At 70.2% G+C, this 14,713-nt stretch carries 15 protein-coding genes; 3 read left to right on the top strand and 12 right to left on the bottom strand.

Annotation, left to right across the window (positions count from 1 at the left end; all coding sequences use genetic code 11):
* Positions 1-2 precede the first annotated feature (2 nt).
* The 5 genes from BM109_RS27200 to BM109_RS27180 form a co-directional block, all read right to left on the bottom strand.
* Entirely contained in the window at positions 3-662 is a 660-nt protein-coding gene (locus BM109_RS27200; protein ID WP_093350170.1) for a response regulator, read from the bottom strand.
* A gap of 87 nt (positions 663-749) precedes the next feature.
* The gene (locus tag BM109_RS27195; RefSeq protein ID WP_093349759.1) at positions 750-1,727 is read right to left on the bottom strand and encodes a tripartite tricarboxylate transporter substrate binding protein; all 978 of its coding nucleotides are present in this window, start codon (positions 1,725-1,727) and stop codon (positions 750-752) included.
* A 20-nt stretch (positions 1,728-1,747) separates the two neighbouring features.
* Entirely contained in the window at positions 1,748-3,058 is a 1,311-nt protein-coding gene (gene hmgA, locus BM109_RS27190; RefSeq protein ID WP_093349756.1) for a homogentisate 1,2-dioxygenase, read from the bottom strand.
* Positions 3,055-3,384 (bottom strand): NIPSNAP family protein, encoded by a 330-nt coding sequence (locus tag BM109_RS27185; protein ID WP_093350167.1) that lies wholly within the window; start codon positions 3,382-3,384, stop codon positions 3,055-3,057. The genes hmgA and BM109_RS27185 overlap by 4 nt, the downstream gene beginning before the upstream one ends.
* A 17-nt stretch (positions 3,385-3,401) precedes the next feature.
* A complete protein-coding gene (locus tag BM109_RS27180; protein ID WP_093349753.1) occupies positions 3,402-4,154 on the bottom strand; it encodes an SDR family NAD(P)-dependent oxidoreductase in 753 nt (250 codons plus the stop codon).
* Positions 4,155-4,326: 172 nt separating this feature from the next.
* Between BM109_RS27180 and BM109_RS27175 the strand changes: the two genes are divergently transcribed.
* Positions 4,327-5,100 carry an IclR family transcriptional regulator gene (locus BM109_RS27175; protein WP_093349751.1) on the top strand — a complete coding sequence of 258 codons (774 nt, stop codon included), beginning with the start codon at positions 4,327-4,329 and terminating at the stop codon, positions 5,098-5,100.
* 19 nt (positions 5,101-5,119) lie between these two features.
* On the opposite strand, the gene BM109_RS27170 is transcribed toward BM109_RS27175, so the two are convergent.
* The 6 genes from BM109_RS27170 to BM109_RS27145 all read right to left on the bottom strand — a co-directional run bounded on the left by BM109_RS27170 (position 5,120) and on the right by BM109_RS27145 (position 11,499).
* Entirely contained in the window at positions 5,120-5,884 is a 765-nt protein-coding gene (locus BM109_RS27170) for an alpha/beta fold hydrolase (RefSeq protein WP_093349748.1), read from the bottom strand.
* Positions 5,885-5,918: 34 nt separating this feature from the next.
* On the bottom strand, positions 5,919-6,914 hold the full coding sequence (locus BM109_RS27165) for a Bug family tripartite tricarboxylate transporter substrate binding protein (RefSeq protein ID WP_093349746.1): 996 nt from the start codon (positions 6,912-6,914) through the stop codon (positions 5,919-5,921).
* 51 nt (positions 6,915-6,965) lie between these two features.
* Positions 6,966-7,694 (bottom strand): enoyl-CoA hydratase/isomerase family protein, encoded by a 729-nt coding sequence (locus tag BM109_RS27160; RefSeq protein WP_093349743.1) that lies wholly within the window; start codon positions 7,692-7,694, stop codon positions 6,966-6,968.
* A 61-nt stretch (positions 7,695-7,755) separates the two neighbouring features.
* Positions 7,756-8,934: an alpha/beta hydrolase family protein gene (locus BM109_RS27155; RefSeq protein ID WP_093349741.1), complete on the bottom strand. Its 1,179-nt coding sequence runs from the start codon at positions 8,932-8,934 to the stop codon at positions 7,756-7,758.
* 125 nt (positions 8,935-9,059) lie between these two features.
* Positions 9,060-10,643, bottom strand: a complete 1,584-nt coding sequence (locus BM109_RS27150; RefSeq protein WP_093349738.1) for a class I adenylate-forming enzyme family protein — start codon at positions 10,641-10,643, stop codon at positions 9,060-9,062.
* Positions 10,644-10,677: 34 nt separating this feature from the next.
* Positions 10,678-11,499: an SDR family oxidoreductase gene (locus tag BM109_RS27145; protein ID WP_093349736.1), complete on the bottom strand. Its 822-nt coding sequence runs from the start codon at positions 11,497-11,499 to the stop codon at positions 10,678-10,680.
* Between the two features lie 184 nt (positions 11,500-11,683).
* On the opposite strand from BM109_RS27145, the gene BM109_RS27140 reads away from it, so the two are divergent.
* Entirely contained in the window at positions 11,684-12,376 is a 693-nt protein-coding gene (locus tag BM109_RS27140; RefSeq protein ID WP_093349733.1) for a glutathione S-transferase family protein, read from the top strand.
* A 500-nt stretch (positions 12,377-12,876) separates the two neighbouring features.
* The gene (locus BM109_RS27135; RefSeq protein WP_177239475.1) at positions 12,877-13,632 is read left to right on the top strand and encodes a winged helix family transcriptional regulator; all 756 of its coding nucleotides are present in this window, start codon (positions 12,877-12,879) and stop codon (positions 13,630-13,632) included.
* 106 nt (positions 13,633-13,738) lie between these two features.
* Here the strand turns inward: BM109_RS27135 and BM109_RS27130 are convergent, their stop codons facing one another.
* A complete protein-coding gene (locus BM109_RS27130; RefSeq protein WP_256222802.1) occupies positions 13,739-14,713 on the bottom strand; it encodes a fimbrial protein in 975 nt (324 codons plus the stop codon).

The following is a 14,713-nucleotide window of genomic DNA, read 5'->3' as shown; positions in this document are numbered from 1 at the left end:
GCTCATGAATCCACGATGCGCCAGCCGAGCCCGCGCACGTTGCGGATGGTGTCGGCACCGAGCTTGCGGCGCATGTTGTGGATGATCACGTCGACCGCGTTGCTCATCACCTCCTCGCCCCAGCCGTAGATGCGGCTCTCGAGCTGCTCGCGCGAGAGGATGGCGCCGGGCCGCTCGAGCATGGCGTGCATCAGCGCGAACTCGCGCGCGGTGAGCGTCTCGCGCGTGCCCTTGTAGAGCACCTCGCGGGTCGTGAGGTCGAGCTGCACGTTGCCGCTGCCCACGATGGAGTTCGAGGCGCCATGGCGCCGCCGCGTGATCGCGCGCATGCGCGCCAGCAGCTCGGGCAGCTCGAAGGGCTTGGTCAGGTAGTCGTCGGCCCCGAGGTCCAGCCCCTCGATGCGCTGGCCCAGGGCCGCGCGCGCCGTCAGGATCAGCACCGGCGTGTCGTCCCGGAGGCTGCGCGCGCGGCGCAGCACCTCGATGCCGTCGGCCTTGGGCAGGCCCAGGTCGAGCAGCACGCAGTTGTACTCGCCATCGGCCATCGCGCTCTGCGCGAGCAGGCCGTCGCGTACCCAGTCCACGGCCCAGCCCGAGCGCTCCAGGCCGCGGACCAGGCTCTTGCCGATCATCTCGTCGTCTTCCACAAGCAGTGTGCGCACGCAGGGCTCCCGTTGGTTCGCCAACGCGACAGTACCGTAGCGCCCCATCGTTAGGGAAGCGTTAAGCCGGCATTCGGCCGGCGGCGCTCACTGCGGCGGAATGCCGGCCTTGGCGACCACCTCGCTCCAGCGCCGGATCTCCTGCTCGACCATGGCCTTCATGCGGGCCGGCGAGGAGGGCGCGGGCTCGCTGCCGAGCGCGGCCAGCGCGGCCACGACCGTGGGCGCCTCGAGGGCCGAGCGCACCTGGGCCGCGAGCAGGTCGACCACCGGCCCCGGCGTGCCGCGCGGCGCCGCGAGCCCCAGCCAGGAGCGGATCTCGAAGCCCGGCAGCACGCTCGCCACCGTGGGCAGCTCCGGCATCGACGGCCAGGCCTGCGCGCTGGTGACCGCCAGCGCGCGCAGCCGGCCCGACTGGATGTGCGGCGTCGCCACCGTCAGCGTGTCGGCGAGGATGTCGACGTCGCCGCCGATCACCGCCTGCACCGGCGCGCCGCCGCCGCGGTAGGGCACGTGCAGCAGCTTCGCGCCCGCGCTCACGCCCAGCAGTTCGCCCACCATGTGCTGGGTCGAGCCCACGCCCACCGAGGTGAAGCTGACCTGTCCCGGCGCCTGCCGCGCGCTCGCGAGCAGCTCGGCCAGGTCGCGGGCCTTGTGCTCGGCGCGCACCGCGATGACGAAGGGAAAGCTGGTCACGGTCGAGACGAAGGCGAAGTCGTTCACCGGGTCGTAGGGCAGCTTGCGGCGCAGCGCGGCCGAGACCGTGTGCGCGCCCGTGAGCATGGCGAGGTTGTAGCCGTCGGGCCGGGCCTTGGCCACGAAGTCGGTGGCGATCAGGCCGCCGGCACCGCTCTTGATCTCGACGACCACGGGCTGCCCGAGCCCGTCCTGCATCTTCTGCGCGAGCAGCCGCGACACGATGTCGGCATTGCCGCCCGCGCCGAAGCCATGGGTCAGCTGGAGCGGGCGCGTGGGGTAGGCGCCCTGTGCACGGGCAGGGGGCAGCAGCGCGAAGGCGGCGGCCAGCGCGAGCAGTTCGCGCCGGGTGGCGATGGCGGTGGTCATGGTCTCGTTGTCTCCTCGAATCAGGCGCGCGCGGGCTGGAAGCCGCGCCACACGGCGTCGTAGCCGGGCTGCAGGTTGTCCGCGGCGAGCGCCCGCGCCGTGGGCCGGAACACGTGGCGGCTCTCGAACATGAAGGCCAGCGTGTCGTCGAGCCGGTGCGGCGCGAGCGCGGCGGTGCTGGCCCGCTCGAAGGTGGCGGCATCGGGGCCGTGCGGCAGCATGCAGTTGTGCAGGCTCATGCCACCGGGCACGAAGCCCTCGGCCTTCGCGTCGTAGACGCCGCGCACCAGGCCCATCAGTTCGCTCATCACGTTGCGGTGGAACCAGGGCGGGCGGAAGGTGTCTTCGGCCACCAGCCAGCGCGGCGGGAAGATCACGAAATCGCAGTTGGCCACGCCCGGCGTGTCGCTGCCCGAGGTCAGCACCGTGTAGATCGACGGATCGGGATGGTCGAAGCTGATGGTGCCGATGGCCATGAAGCGCGCCAGGTCGTACTTGCAGGGCACGAGGTTGCCGTGCCATGCGACCACGTCGAGCGGCGTGCCGGCCTGCGTGCCTTCCCACAGATGGCCCATGAAACGGTTGACGATGCGCACCGGGCCGGTGTCTTCCTCGAAGGCCGCCACGGGCGCCAGGAAGTCGCGCGCATTGGCGAGGCCGTTCGATCCGATCGGCCCGAGCTCGGGCAGGCGGAACGGCGCGCCGTAGTTCTCGCAGGCATAGCCGCGCGCCTCGCCGTCGGGCAGCTCGACGCGAAAGCGCATGCCGCGCGGCAGCAGCGCGATCTCGCCGGGCGCGACCTGCAGGCGCCCGAGCTCGGTGTGCAGCCGCAGCGCGCCCTGCTGCGGCACGAGCAGCAGCTCGCCGTCGGAGTTCACGAGGTAGCGCCCGGCCATCGAGCGGTTGGCGCGGTAGACGTGCACCGCCGAACCAGCCTGCGCATGCGGCTCGCCATTGCCCGCGATGGTCACGATGCCGTCGACGAAGTCCGTGGCCCGCGCCGGCATCGACCAGGGATTCCAGCGCAGCCGGTTGGCCGGCGTCTCCACCTCGGTGAACGGGCCGCTGCGCCAGTCGCCGTCGTCGATGCGCGCGAAGGCCTCGTGCATGGCGCTGGGACGCCGGCGGTACATCCAGGTGCGCAGGTTGCGATCGCGCGGCGCGGTGAAAGCCGTGCCCGACAGCAGCTCCGCATACAGGCCCAGCGGCGCCTGCTGCGGCGAGTTGCGGCCCACCGGCAGCGCGCCGGGCAGCGCCTCGCTGGCGAACTGGTTGCCGAATCCGCTCTGGTAGCCGGGCACCGTTGCGGTCTCGCCCGTGCGCGCGTTCATGGCGACTCCTGCCACTGGGGCGTGAAGAAGGCGGCCGGCAACAGGATCTTCGATTCCTGGCTCTGCAGCAGCGGCAGCATCTCCACCACGTAGGCCTGCCATCCCGGATCGGCCATCAGCCGCTCGCGCCGCTCGGCGCGCTCGTTCATGTCGAGGTAGGCCCACAGGTGGATCACCTGGTTGAGCGGGCCGGTCTCCGTGCGGTAGTAGCCGACCATGCGCCCGAGGATGCGGCGCTGGATCGCCAGCCCCTTGGCCTCGTACAGCGACAGGTAGGCGCGCCACTGGCCGGGGTGGGTGGTGTAGGTGCGTTGTTCGACGAGCATGGCAGCGGTCCCGCCCTTCACAGGCTGTGGCCTCCATCGATGACGATCCGCGTGCCGGTGGCCGTGCGCAGGTGCGTCACGCAGCCCAGCACGGCGAGCGCCACGTCCTGCGGGGTCACGATGCGGCCCAGCGGCGTGGTGGCGGCCTTCTTCTGCAGCTCCTCGCGGTTGCGGCCCTGCACGAAGCCGGTGTCGACCGCCGCGGGCGACACGGCGACGAAGCGCACCGGCGCGAAGGCGCGCGCCATCGACACGGTCAGCGTGTCGAGCGCCGCCTTGGCCGCGCAGTAGGCGAGGTTGCTGCCCAGGCCCGTGAAGGCCGAGACCGAGGACACGTTGATCACCGCCGCGTCGGCCGAGGCCTGGAGCAGCGGCATCAGCGCGCGCGTGATGGCGTAGGGGCCGCCGACGTTGGCGGCGAGGATCCGGTCGAACAGCGCGGGCGGCAGCGCCTCGAGATCGCCATGCGCGATGCGCTGCGTGAAGCCGGCCGAGTTCACGAGCACGTCGACGCGGCCGAAGCGCTGCTGCAGCGCGCCGGCCATGGCCGCGTGCGCCGCGGCATCGGTCAGCGGAATGCGCAGGGTGCCGTGGTCGGCGCCCGGCAATTCCTCGCGCAGCGCGCGCGCACGCTCGGCGCCTTCGTTGTAGCCGATGACCACGGTCGCGCCCGCGTCCGCCAGCGCGCGCACGCAGGCAGCGCCGATGCCGCTGCTGCCGCCGGTGACGACCGCGATCCGGCCGGCCAAGGGGGTGGCGGCGGCATTCATCGGCGGCTCCCGCGCGGCGCTGTTGTCTTCATGGAGGTCCTCGGTGGTGGGGCGTTGTCGATGGATGAACCCGCTGCGAGTGCTGTCCGATAGACGGGACACGACGGGGGCACGAGCGGGAATTGTTTTCTAATGGCTCGCCTCGAACCAGTCGTTTGTCCATCAATCGAACATGAAAACGCCCTCCGATGCCGGCTCGCTCAAACGCGGCGTGGCGATCCTCAAGCTGCTGGCCACCGCGGGCTCGCGCGGGCTGGCGCTGACCGAGCTGTCGGAGAAGTCGCAGATCCCGCATCCGTCGGTGCACCGCATCCTGGGCCAGCTCGCCGCGGAGCGGCTCGCGGTCTTCAACGAGGAGCTGCGCCGCTACAAGCTCGGGCCGCTGGCCTTCGAACTCGGCGTGGCCGGCTCGACCATGCACGACATCCGCGACCTCTGCGAACCCGCGATGGACATGCTGGCCCGCGAGACCGGCGACACCGTCTACCTGGTGGTGCGCAGCAGCTTCGATGCGGTCTGCATGCACCGCCGCGAAGGCGCCTTCCCGATCCGCGCGCTGGTGCTCGAGGTCGGCAGCCGGCGACCGCTGGGCGTGGGCGCGGGCGGGCTGGCGATCCTCTCGGCCATCGGCGACGAGGAGCGCGCCCACATCATCGAACGGGTGGGGCCCGGCCTGGCCGCCTTCGGCAAGCTGTCGACGCAGGACCTGGCGCAGGCCTGCGAGGAGGCACGCGCCCTGGGCGCCGCCGTGATCCAGAACCGCGTGAGCCTGGGCGTGAAGGCGGTCGGCGTGCCCTTTCGCGATTCGATGGGGCAGGCCATCGGCGCGCTGAGCGTCGCCGCGCTCTCGCAGCGCCTGGGCCAGCGCCGCATCGCGCAGGTGGCCGGCATGCTGCGCGAAGCCACGCAGTCGGTGGAGATCCTGCTGCGCAAGCGCAAGGCCTGAAAAGGCCGCGACTGGCGCTTCAGCCGCCGTGCTCGCGCAGGAAAGCCTCGCAGCGCGTCACCAGGTAGGCCGGCGTCTCGAGCATCGGGTAGTGCCCGGCATTGGGCAGCGTCTCGATCCGCGCATGCGGATACAGGTGCGGAAAGGTGGCCTGCACGAAGTCGGGCGACACGCCCCCGTCGTGCTCGCCCACCAGCACCAGCAGCGGCGCGCGCAGCGCGGCCGCGCGGTCCGAGAAATCGGTGGCCGAGAAGGCCTGGAAGTAGTCCGCGAAGGCGCCGGACTCGGACGTGGCGCGCTGGTGCGCGAGGATGCCGCGTGCCAAGGCGGGCGTGAGGCGCGAACCCAGCGAGGCATCGATCACGCCCAAAGCGGCGCGCTCGTCGGTGCCCGCTGCGGCGAACAGCGCCGCGACCTCGGGCGGCAGCGGCACGCCCGAGGCCGGCACCGGCGTCACGCAGACCGCGGCCGCGATGCGCTCGGGCGCATCGATCGCGACCCGCTGCGCCACCATGCCGCCCATCGAGTGGCCCAGCAGCGAGAAGCGCTCCCAGCCCAGCGCATCGGCCAGCGCGAGGGCGTCGGCCGCGATCTCCGCGATCGTGTGCCGGCCCTCGATGGCGCGCGAGGCGCCGTAGCCGCGGTAGTCGGGAAAGGCGTAGGTGAAGGCCTGCTCGTCGAGCAGCGCATAGGTCGGCGCCCAGGCGTGGTGGTCGCCGAACCAGCCGTGCAGGACCATCACGCGCTGCGGGCCGTGGCCCCGGATCTCGTGGCCCAGTGTCATGTGTGTCTCCTTCGTGCCGAGAATGGGAATGGCGTCAATCGACCTTGATGCCCGCGGTGGCGATCACCTTGGCCCATCGCGCCGATTCGCTCGCGATGATGCCCGCGAACCGGGCCGGCGTGCCGGCGATCGGCTCGACGGTCTGGTCGTTGAGTTGCCGGCGCACCTCGGGATCGGCCAGCACCTTGCGCAGCTCGGCCGCCAGCCGCTCGATCACGGCACCCGGCGTGCCCGAGGGCGCATGCAGGCCGAACCACAGGGCGGCGTCGAAGTCGGCGATGCCCGCCTCGGCGAAGGTCGGCACCTGCGGCAGGGCCGCCATGCGCTGCCGGCCGATCACCGCCAGCGCCTTGACCCGGCCGGCCTGGATCTGCGCCAGCACCGGCGCCGCGGGCGTGAAGGCCAGGTCCACGCGGCCCGCGACCACGTCGGTCAGCGCCTGGGCGCTGCCCTTGTAGGGCACATGGGTCAGCTGCACCTGGGCCGCCTGGTTGAAGGCCTCGCCATAGAGATGGGTGAAGGTGCCGTTGCCCGAGGAGCCGTAGCTGAACTTGCCGGGCGCCGCGGCGGCCGCGGCGATCAGCTCCTTCATCGTGCGCGCGGGAAGATCGGCGCGCGCGATCAGCACCGAGGGCGCCTCGGCCAGCAGGCTCACCGGCGCCAGGTCCTTGACGAAGCTGAAGCGCAGGTTCGGGTACAGGCTGGGATTGATGACGTTCGCGGTGGTGCTCAGCAGCAGCGTGTGGCCATCCGGCGCGGCATGGGCCACGGCCTCGGCGGCGATGCTGCTGCCGGCACCGGGCCGGTTCTCCACGATCACGGGCTGGCCCAGGCCCTGCGACAGGCGCGGGCCGAGGATACGCACGATCAGGTCGCCGGTGCTGCCGGCCGGAAAGCCCACGATCACGCGCACCGGCTTGTCGGGATAGGCGGCGGAGGCGGACCCGCAGGCGAGCGCCAGCGTGAAGGCCGCCACCAGGGGCGCGAAGGGCGCGAAGGGCGCGAAAGACGCGAGAAATGGAATCCGCATGGCGATGTCTCCTTCTTGTGATGGTCGACCGCGCCGCTTCGGCGCCGCCGTTCAGCGCGAACCGAGCACGTTGGCCAGCAGGCTCGCGCCGTGGAGCACGGCGTTGGCTTCGTGATGGCGCGGCGCGCTCGCGAGGAACTGCTTGACGGCCTGCACGGCCGGCGCCGGAAAGGACAGCAGCCGCCGCACCAGCGCCTCGCTTTCGGCGCGCAGGCTGCCGCCGTCGACCACGCGCCCGACGATGCCCGCGGCCAGCGCCGCCTCGGCATCGATGGGCTCGGCGCCGAAGACCAGGTGCGCGAGCGCCTTGGCCGGCATGCGGTCGAGCAGCGGCGCCATCGCGATGCAGGGCGGAATGCCGCGCTCGAGCTCGCGCAGCGCGAAGCTGGCATCGCGCGCGCACAGCGTGAGATCGCAGCGCGCCGCCAGCACCATGCCGATGCCCCAGGCACGCCCGGCCACCAGGCCGAGCACCGGCGCGCGGCAGCGGCCGAAGGCCTCGTACAGCCGCTGGATCGGCGCGGCGTCGTCGCGCAGCACGTCGGCCGCATTGACGCCGGCACCGGGCGCGGGCGGCGCCATCTCGCGGCCCAGGCAGAAGTCCGGGCCCTCGGCCTCGAGCACGATCACGCGGCTGGCGTGCGCCGCATCGAGCGCGTCGGCCAGCGCCAGCGCCATGTCGTTGGTCAGCCGGTTGCCGGCCTGCGGGCGCTGCAGGCGCAGGGTGCTCACCTCGTCGCGCACCTGGTGGACGATCCAGCTCGGGTCGGCCGCGGTCATCGCAGTACCTTCGTGCTTCGCACTGCGGTGCGAGCTTGTCTGGGGCGGCCCGGCACGGCGCTCATGTGCGCTCTCCCGCCGCCAGGCGCTCGGCCATCCAGTCGCACACCAGGCTCAGCGCGGGCTCGGGCCGGTCGAGGTTCACGTGCGCCGCGCCGCCTTCCTCTTCGGTGAACACGCGCAGCTGCTTGTGGCGCGAGCTCGCCGCGTCGAGCAGCCGCTGCGCCTCGGAGGGCGGGGCATGGCGGTCGTTGGCGCCATGCACGATGAACAGGTCGCAGTCGATGCGCGCGGCCACGCCCTCGAGGCGGAAGTCCTCGAGCTTGCGGAACGCGCGCTCCCAGTCCGGCACGCCGAGGATGCGCAGGATCTGCTTGCCCGTGGTGCCCAGCGGCGCGCTGTTGCCCAGTTGCGTCGCACCCTGGCCCGGCACGTAGCCCACGCGCCGCACCATGCAGGCATGGGTGTCGAAGACCGCGCCCATCACGGCGCAGGCCCTGATGCGCTTCTCGAAGGCCACGGCGCGCGGCGCGTAGTAACCGCCCCAGCTCGCGGCCACCAGCCCGATGCGCGCGGGGTCCACGTCGGCGCGGCGCACCAGCCAGTCGACGCAGGCCGTCACCGGCCGCTCGAAATCGTGGCGCGCGGTCAGGCCGTGCACGCGCAGCGCCGAGCCCTGGCCCGGGCCGTCGAAGGCGAGGGTGGAGATGCCGCGCCGCGCGAGGTTCTGCGCCACGTAGAACATCTCCTCCTTGTTCGCGTCGAGGCCGTCCGACAGCAGCGCCACCGGCCCCGGCCCCTCGCGCCCCACGGCGGGCACCAGGTAGGCCGGGATCACGCTGCCCTCGAACGGGATGTCGACCAGCTCGATCGCCGGATCGCGATGCCGGGCGAAGCTCGCGAAGCACGACAGGTGCTTCGCATAGGCCTGCTCAGCGCGCGGGTCGTCGGGGTCGAGCAGCCCCTCGGCCCATTGGTGGTAGACCGAGGCGCGCAGCGAGAAGTCGCTGGCGCTCACGCGATGGCCGCGCGCCAGCGCGTCGGCGGCCGATTGCTCGAGCTGGCGCCCGAGCTCGCTCCAGGCGCCATGCCAGGCCTCGACGTCGCCCGAGGGCTGCACGCGCGCCGCGTCCTTCAGCCGGGAACAGGCCCAGTCGATCTCGCCGAACAGGCCGCCCGCGGCGATGGCGCGCAGCACGGCAAGGGACCAGCGGTAGTTGTCGGGAAAGTAGAAGAACATGGTCTTTCGGGCGCGGGACCCGTGTCCCGCGATCCCGCCTCGGGTCGTCGATGCGATCGATTGTTCGCCCACCCCATTCCCGAAACCATGGCTTTGTCCGATAGATGAACACGAGAATGACGGTGCTATCCCTGCCCCGGCGCGAACAGTTCCAGGTGCCCGTTGCGCAACTGGAACTTCTGCACCTTGCCCGTCGGCGTCATCGGCAGCGCATCGACGAAGCGGATTGACTTCGGCACCTCGAAGCGGCCCAGGCGCTCGCGGCAGAAGGCCAGCAGCTCGTCCTCGCCGCAGGCTTCGGCGGCGGGGCGCCGCACCACGAAGGCCGCGACCGCCTCGCCCCAGTGCGGATGCGGCAGGCCCACCACGGCCGCGGCGCCCACCGCGGGATGGGCCAGCAGCACCGCCTCGAGCTTGATGCTCGAGACGTTCTCGCCGCCGGACTTGATCATGTCCTTCTTGCGGTCGAGGAACAGCATCTGCCCGTCGGCCTCGAACATGCCGATGTCGCCCGTGTGGTGCCAGCCGAAGCGGCGCGCCGCGGCCGTCGCCTCGGGGTCCTTGAGGTAGCCGAGGAAAACGTTGGGGCCGCGATGGACGATCTCGCCGATCTCGCCCGGCCCGAGCAGCCGGCCGTCGTCGTCCATCACCGCGGTCTCGACGCCCGCCACCGACATGCCCCAGCAGTTGCCGTCCTTGCCGGGATGGTCGCTCGCGCGGTAGACCATGGTCGGCGGGTACATCTCGGTCTGGCCGGTGCCCAGGCGCACGTCGGCGCACATCTCGCTGCGGATCTGCGCGAGCAGGTTCTTCGGTATCGGCGCCAGGCCGTACATGCACAGGCGCAGCGACGAGAGATCGGTGGTGGGGCGCTGCGGATGCTTCATCAGCGCGTCGTACATCATCGGCAGGCACGACAGCCAGCTGATGCGCTCGCGCTCGATCGCCGCCAGCATGGCCGCGGGATCGAAGCCGCTGGCCAGCCAGATCGTGGCGCCGGTGAGCAGCGCGCCCATGCTGATGGTGTGCTGCGCGCAATGGAACAGCGGCAGCACCGAGCCGACCACGTCGTGCTCGGTGGCCTCGAAGCTCTGCGCGCAGCTCAGCAGCGCGCCATGCACCGAGCGGTGCGAATGCATCACGCCCTTCTGCTTGCCGGTGGTGCCGCTGGTGTACATGATCAGCGCGAGCTCGTCGTCGCCGCCCGGCGCGCCCAGCGGCTGCGTGGGCGCGCGCGAGGCCAGCGCGTCGAAGGGCAGGGTGCCCGCGTCGGCCGGCTGCGGGCCGCCGATCACCACCGTCAGCAGGCCCAGGCGCTCGATCAGCGCGCGCAGCGCCGGCACGGCAAGCAGCGGCGCATCGATGAAGACGGCGCCGACCTCGGCATGGCTCAGCACGTGCTCGATCGCGGCCGCGTCGAGCTGCACGTTGACCGGCACCCAGACATTGCCGGACTTGTGGATGGCCTGGATCGCGCTCAGGTGCTCGATCGAGTTGAGGCACAGGGTCGCGATGCGGTGGCCCGTGAATCCCTGGTCGCGCAGCGCCTCGCCGACGCGCTCGCTGCCGGCGTCGAGCTCGGCGAAGCTGATGCGCCGCTCGCCCTGGATCACGGCGGTCTTGCCGGGATGGCGGCGGGCGCCGCGGCGCACGATGTCGGCGAGGGACACGCGCGCGATGGCCGCGCGTTCGGAGTCGATGGTCTGCATGCGAGGGTCTCCTGAAGGGGGCGAAGCGAAGAGGTCACGGTTCCACGAAGAAGTCGATCAGCGGCTCGACGCCTGGCGTCACGAGGTAGGGCGCGAAGTCGGTCACGCCGGCCTCGCGCAGCACCTGCTCGTCGAGCAGCAGCTGGCCCGTGAGCTCGCGGCTCGGCCGGGTCAGGATGTGCCAGGCGGCGTCGGCCATGATGGCCGGCACGCGCGCCCGGCCCGCCACCTCGGGCGCCGCGATGCGCAGCGCGCTGGTGGCGATCACGGTGCGCGGCCACAGCGAATTGCTCGCGATGCCGCGTTCGCGCAGCTCCTCGGCCAGGCCGCGGCTCAGCATGCTCATCGCGTATTTCGAGGTGGTGTAGGCCGCATGGCGCGCGAACCACTTGGGGTTCAAATCCAGCGGCGGCGACAGGGTCAGGATGTGCGGGTTGGCGGCCTTCTCGAGGTGCGGCAGGCAGGCCTGCGCGCAGAGGTAGCTGCCGCGCGCGTTGATCTCGAACATCAGGTCGTAGCGCTTCATCGGCGTGCGCTCCACCGTTTCGAGGTGGATCGCGCTGGCGTTGTTGACCAGGATGTCGATGCCGCCGAAGCGCGCCACGGCGGCATCGACGGCCGCGCGGACCTGCGCCTCGTCGCGCACGTCGACCACCACCGCGAGCGCCTGGCCGCCGGCCGCGACGATCTCCTCGGCGGCGCTGTGGATGGTGCCCGGCAGGCGCGGGTCGGCCGTCGCGGTCTTGGCCGCGACCACGATGTTGGCGCCGTCGCGCGCGGCCCGCAGCGCGATGGCCTTGCCGATGCCGCGGCTCGCGCCGGTGACGAAGAGGGTCTTGGATCTGAGGGAAGGCATGTACGCTCCGGAATCGCGATCGCTCGATCGCGGGATGCGCAGGCTATGCGCGCCGGGCGGGGCGGCGCTTGCGCAGACTGGCTGGCATGGCGCCGCGCGGCAACTCAGCCAATCGACGCAAGGCGCGCCGGCACGCTGCGAGCGACGATCGGCGGTCCCATTCCCGGCGCGAGGCCCGCACCCGATGATCACGCTCTACCACTGCGCGAATGCCCGCTCGTTCCGCGTTCTCTGGATGCTCGAGGAACTGGGTGCGCCCTACCGGCTGGAGATGCTGCCGTTTCCGCCGCGCGTGCTGCAGCGCGACTACCTCGCGATCCATCCGCAGGGCACGGTGCCGCTGCTGGTCGATGGCGAGATCCGCATGAACGAGTCGGTCGCGATCTGCCAGTACCTGGCCAGCCTGCATGCGCCGACGCCATTGAACGTGGAGCGCGACGAGGCAGGCTATGCGCAGTACCTCAACTGGCTGCACTTCGGCGAGGCCTCGCTGACCTTTCCGCAGGCCCTGGTGCTGCGCTACGGCACGCTCGAGCCGCAGGAGCGCCGGCTGCCCCAGGCCGCGCAGGACTATGCGCAGTTCTTCCACGGCCGCCTGCGGACGATCGAGCAGTTGCTCGAGACACAGGACTTCGCCTGCGCCGGCCGCTTCACGGCCGCCGACATCTCGCTCGGCTATGCGCTGATGCTGGCGCGCGTGCTGGGGCTGCACGAGCGCTTCGGCCCGGCGGTGGGCGCGTACTGGTCGCGGCTGAGCGCGCGCGCGGGCTTCGAGCGTGCGATGGCGGTGCAGGAAGAGGCGGCCGCGCGGCTGGGCCTGCCATTGGTGCCGACCGCCGGCGTGGGCACCGGCAGGCGGCCGCGGGCGCACGACTGACCCGCGAGCAACGGATCGTCCCCAGGCTGCCTCGAGACCGGCGGCCGATTTCGACAAGTTATCAACTCATTCGCAACTCGAAGCATTTGCAAATGTTCTTCGCGCGAATGAAAACAAAATTTAAATAAACCCCTTAATTCCACATGCACTTGTACGCTCGCAATTGTTAATATAGATTCAGCAAATTAGCTTTTGAGAGAATATAATTTCCCTCATATCGATCATTTATATAGTTCATAATCACAAGAAATCCACAAAATCCTTATCCGGAGTTCACCCCATCCAGACTCAAGATTGATAATGCATTGCGATGGAAATGAGTATTCACTCTCATTTTTTAAATTTCACTTTTTATAAACAGACATAAGCGGCCGAAGCCGCGCGGGGCAGGGGATGAGGGAATCAGCAGCAAGATCAGGTGAGGGCGCATGTCGCGAGCCCGCCGACCTGCCGAGCGTACGCAGCGAGCGCTCCATGCGAGGTGCGGAGGGCCGTGCACCATGACGTCGAGCAAGAACACGAAGCCGTCCACGCTCCAATCCATTTCCTCCCTGGCCCTGATCTTCGGCGACGACCATGAGCGCGGTCCCTTGCGCACCGCGCTGGATTCGCAGGGTTTCACCTCGGCCGCGTTCGATTCGGTGCAGGCCCTGTGGGATTCGATCTCCCTGGGGCGTCGGTACGATGCCCTGGTCGCATGCGCGGACAAGGCATGGAACCAGCGACGCTGGGCCAGCTTGCGCGGCATGGTGAAGCTGCCGGTCCTGGTCGTCATATCGCGCGATGCGATGAACGTGGCCTCCACCTTCAACGACGAACCGCTGAACAGCGAACGCATCGAGTTCGTCACCGCTCCCGTCAATGGCGCGGAGCTGTCGATGCGACTGCAATTGCTGCAATCGCGAAAGCAGGCCCCCGTCGACCTGCCGGCCGAGCAGGATCTGGTCTGCGGCGGCTACTACTTCAAGCGGTTGCGGCGCATCGTGATGGTCGATGGCGAGGAGGTCCGCCTGCAGCCGCGCGAGTTCGACATCGCGCTCATCCTGTTCGAGAACCTCGGCAAGGTCATCACCCGTGAAGAGATCGAAACCCGGCTTTTCGATCGGCTCGCCAATCCCGGCTCGCGCGTGCTCGACGTGCACATGACGCGCCTGCGCAAGAAGCTGGAACTCGGGCCGCACAGGGGGGTTCAGCTCCTCACGATCTACGGGATCGGCTATCGCCTGGTCGTGCTGGGCTCGCCATTCACTTCGTAGCGCCCGGGGCGCTTCTCCCTCGCCGCCGCGCTCGGCCCGAAAAAAAGCAGCGCGTGGGCTGACGCCACCCGAAGGCGCGCTGCCCACGCGACGAACGCCGACTGTCTCAGCGGTATTCGAGCGTGAAGGTCGCGGTGCCGTCGGCGCGGCCCGGCCGGATCCTCGCGGCGGTCTGGTAGTAGCGGGCCGTGTAGGGCACGTCGTAGCTGCCGTTCGTCATCGGGCCGACCTGCATGCCCTTGCCGAAGCGCACCGGCTGGGCATCGCCACCCAGGAGCTGGATGCCCACGCCCGTCGCAATGCCCGCGCCGCCCTGCGTGATCCTCAGCACCCCCTGCCGGTTCGACGGGTCCTGCGTCGCGTCCATGCGCAGGTCCACCCATTTCTGCAGGTTCGGATTCGCCTGGCACCGGAGCTTGATGCTGAACCTTCGATCGCCCGTCGTGGAGTCCATCCCCTTGAAGTTGCTGAGCGACACGCGCCCGAATTCCACCGGGATGTTGCGCGAGCCCGCATCGACGGAGCACGACGGCGTGATGATCGTGATGCCGCTGACATCCCCCGAGAGAATGGTCGTCAACGCCGACCAATAAGGCTCGCCATCGCCGTAGTAGCGGGTGTAGGTTCCGCCGGCCAGCGAGCCGCTGCCGGTGCTGTCGGCCGTCTTGATCAACTCCACCTGGAACGACGTGCCCGCAGCCAGTTGACCGGTGCCACTGGGGGTTGGCATGGTGTGCGGGTAGTAGACGAGAAAGGAGCCGTCAACGACGCGCGAGAGCCGGATGCCGATGCCCTGCACTTGCGTGGAGTAGACGTTGAAGAAGCCCGGTATGGGCGAGCCCTGCAGCACCGTTCCGTAGACATAGCCGCCGCCCCGACAATTGAACATGAGATCGCCGGTGCCGCTGACCCAGATGGGAAAGCTTTGCGTCTTGATGGTTCCTCCGACCGCCAGTCCGTCGGGAACGTAGACGTTTCCCATGTTCATGTAGACGATGTGTTCGTACGCGCCCGGATAGCGCACGCACGCCGCCCATGCGCCCTGCATGCCCGCCAGCCACAGCGTGGCGAGGAGCAGCAC

Source organism: Variovorax sp. PDC80, assembly GCF_900115375.1.
Taxonomy (GTDB): domain Bacteria; phylum Pseudomonadota; class Gammaproteobacteria; order Burkholderiales; family Burkholderiaceae_C; genus Variovorax.
The sequence above is the reverse complement of the archived record's forward strand: the minus strand, read 5'-3'. Positions and strand labels throughout refer to the sequence as shown.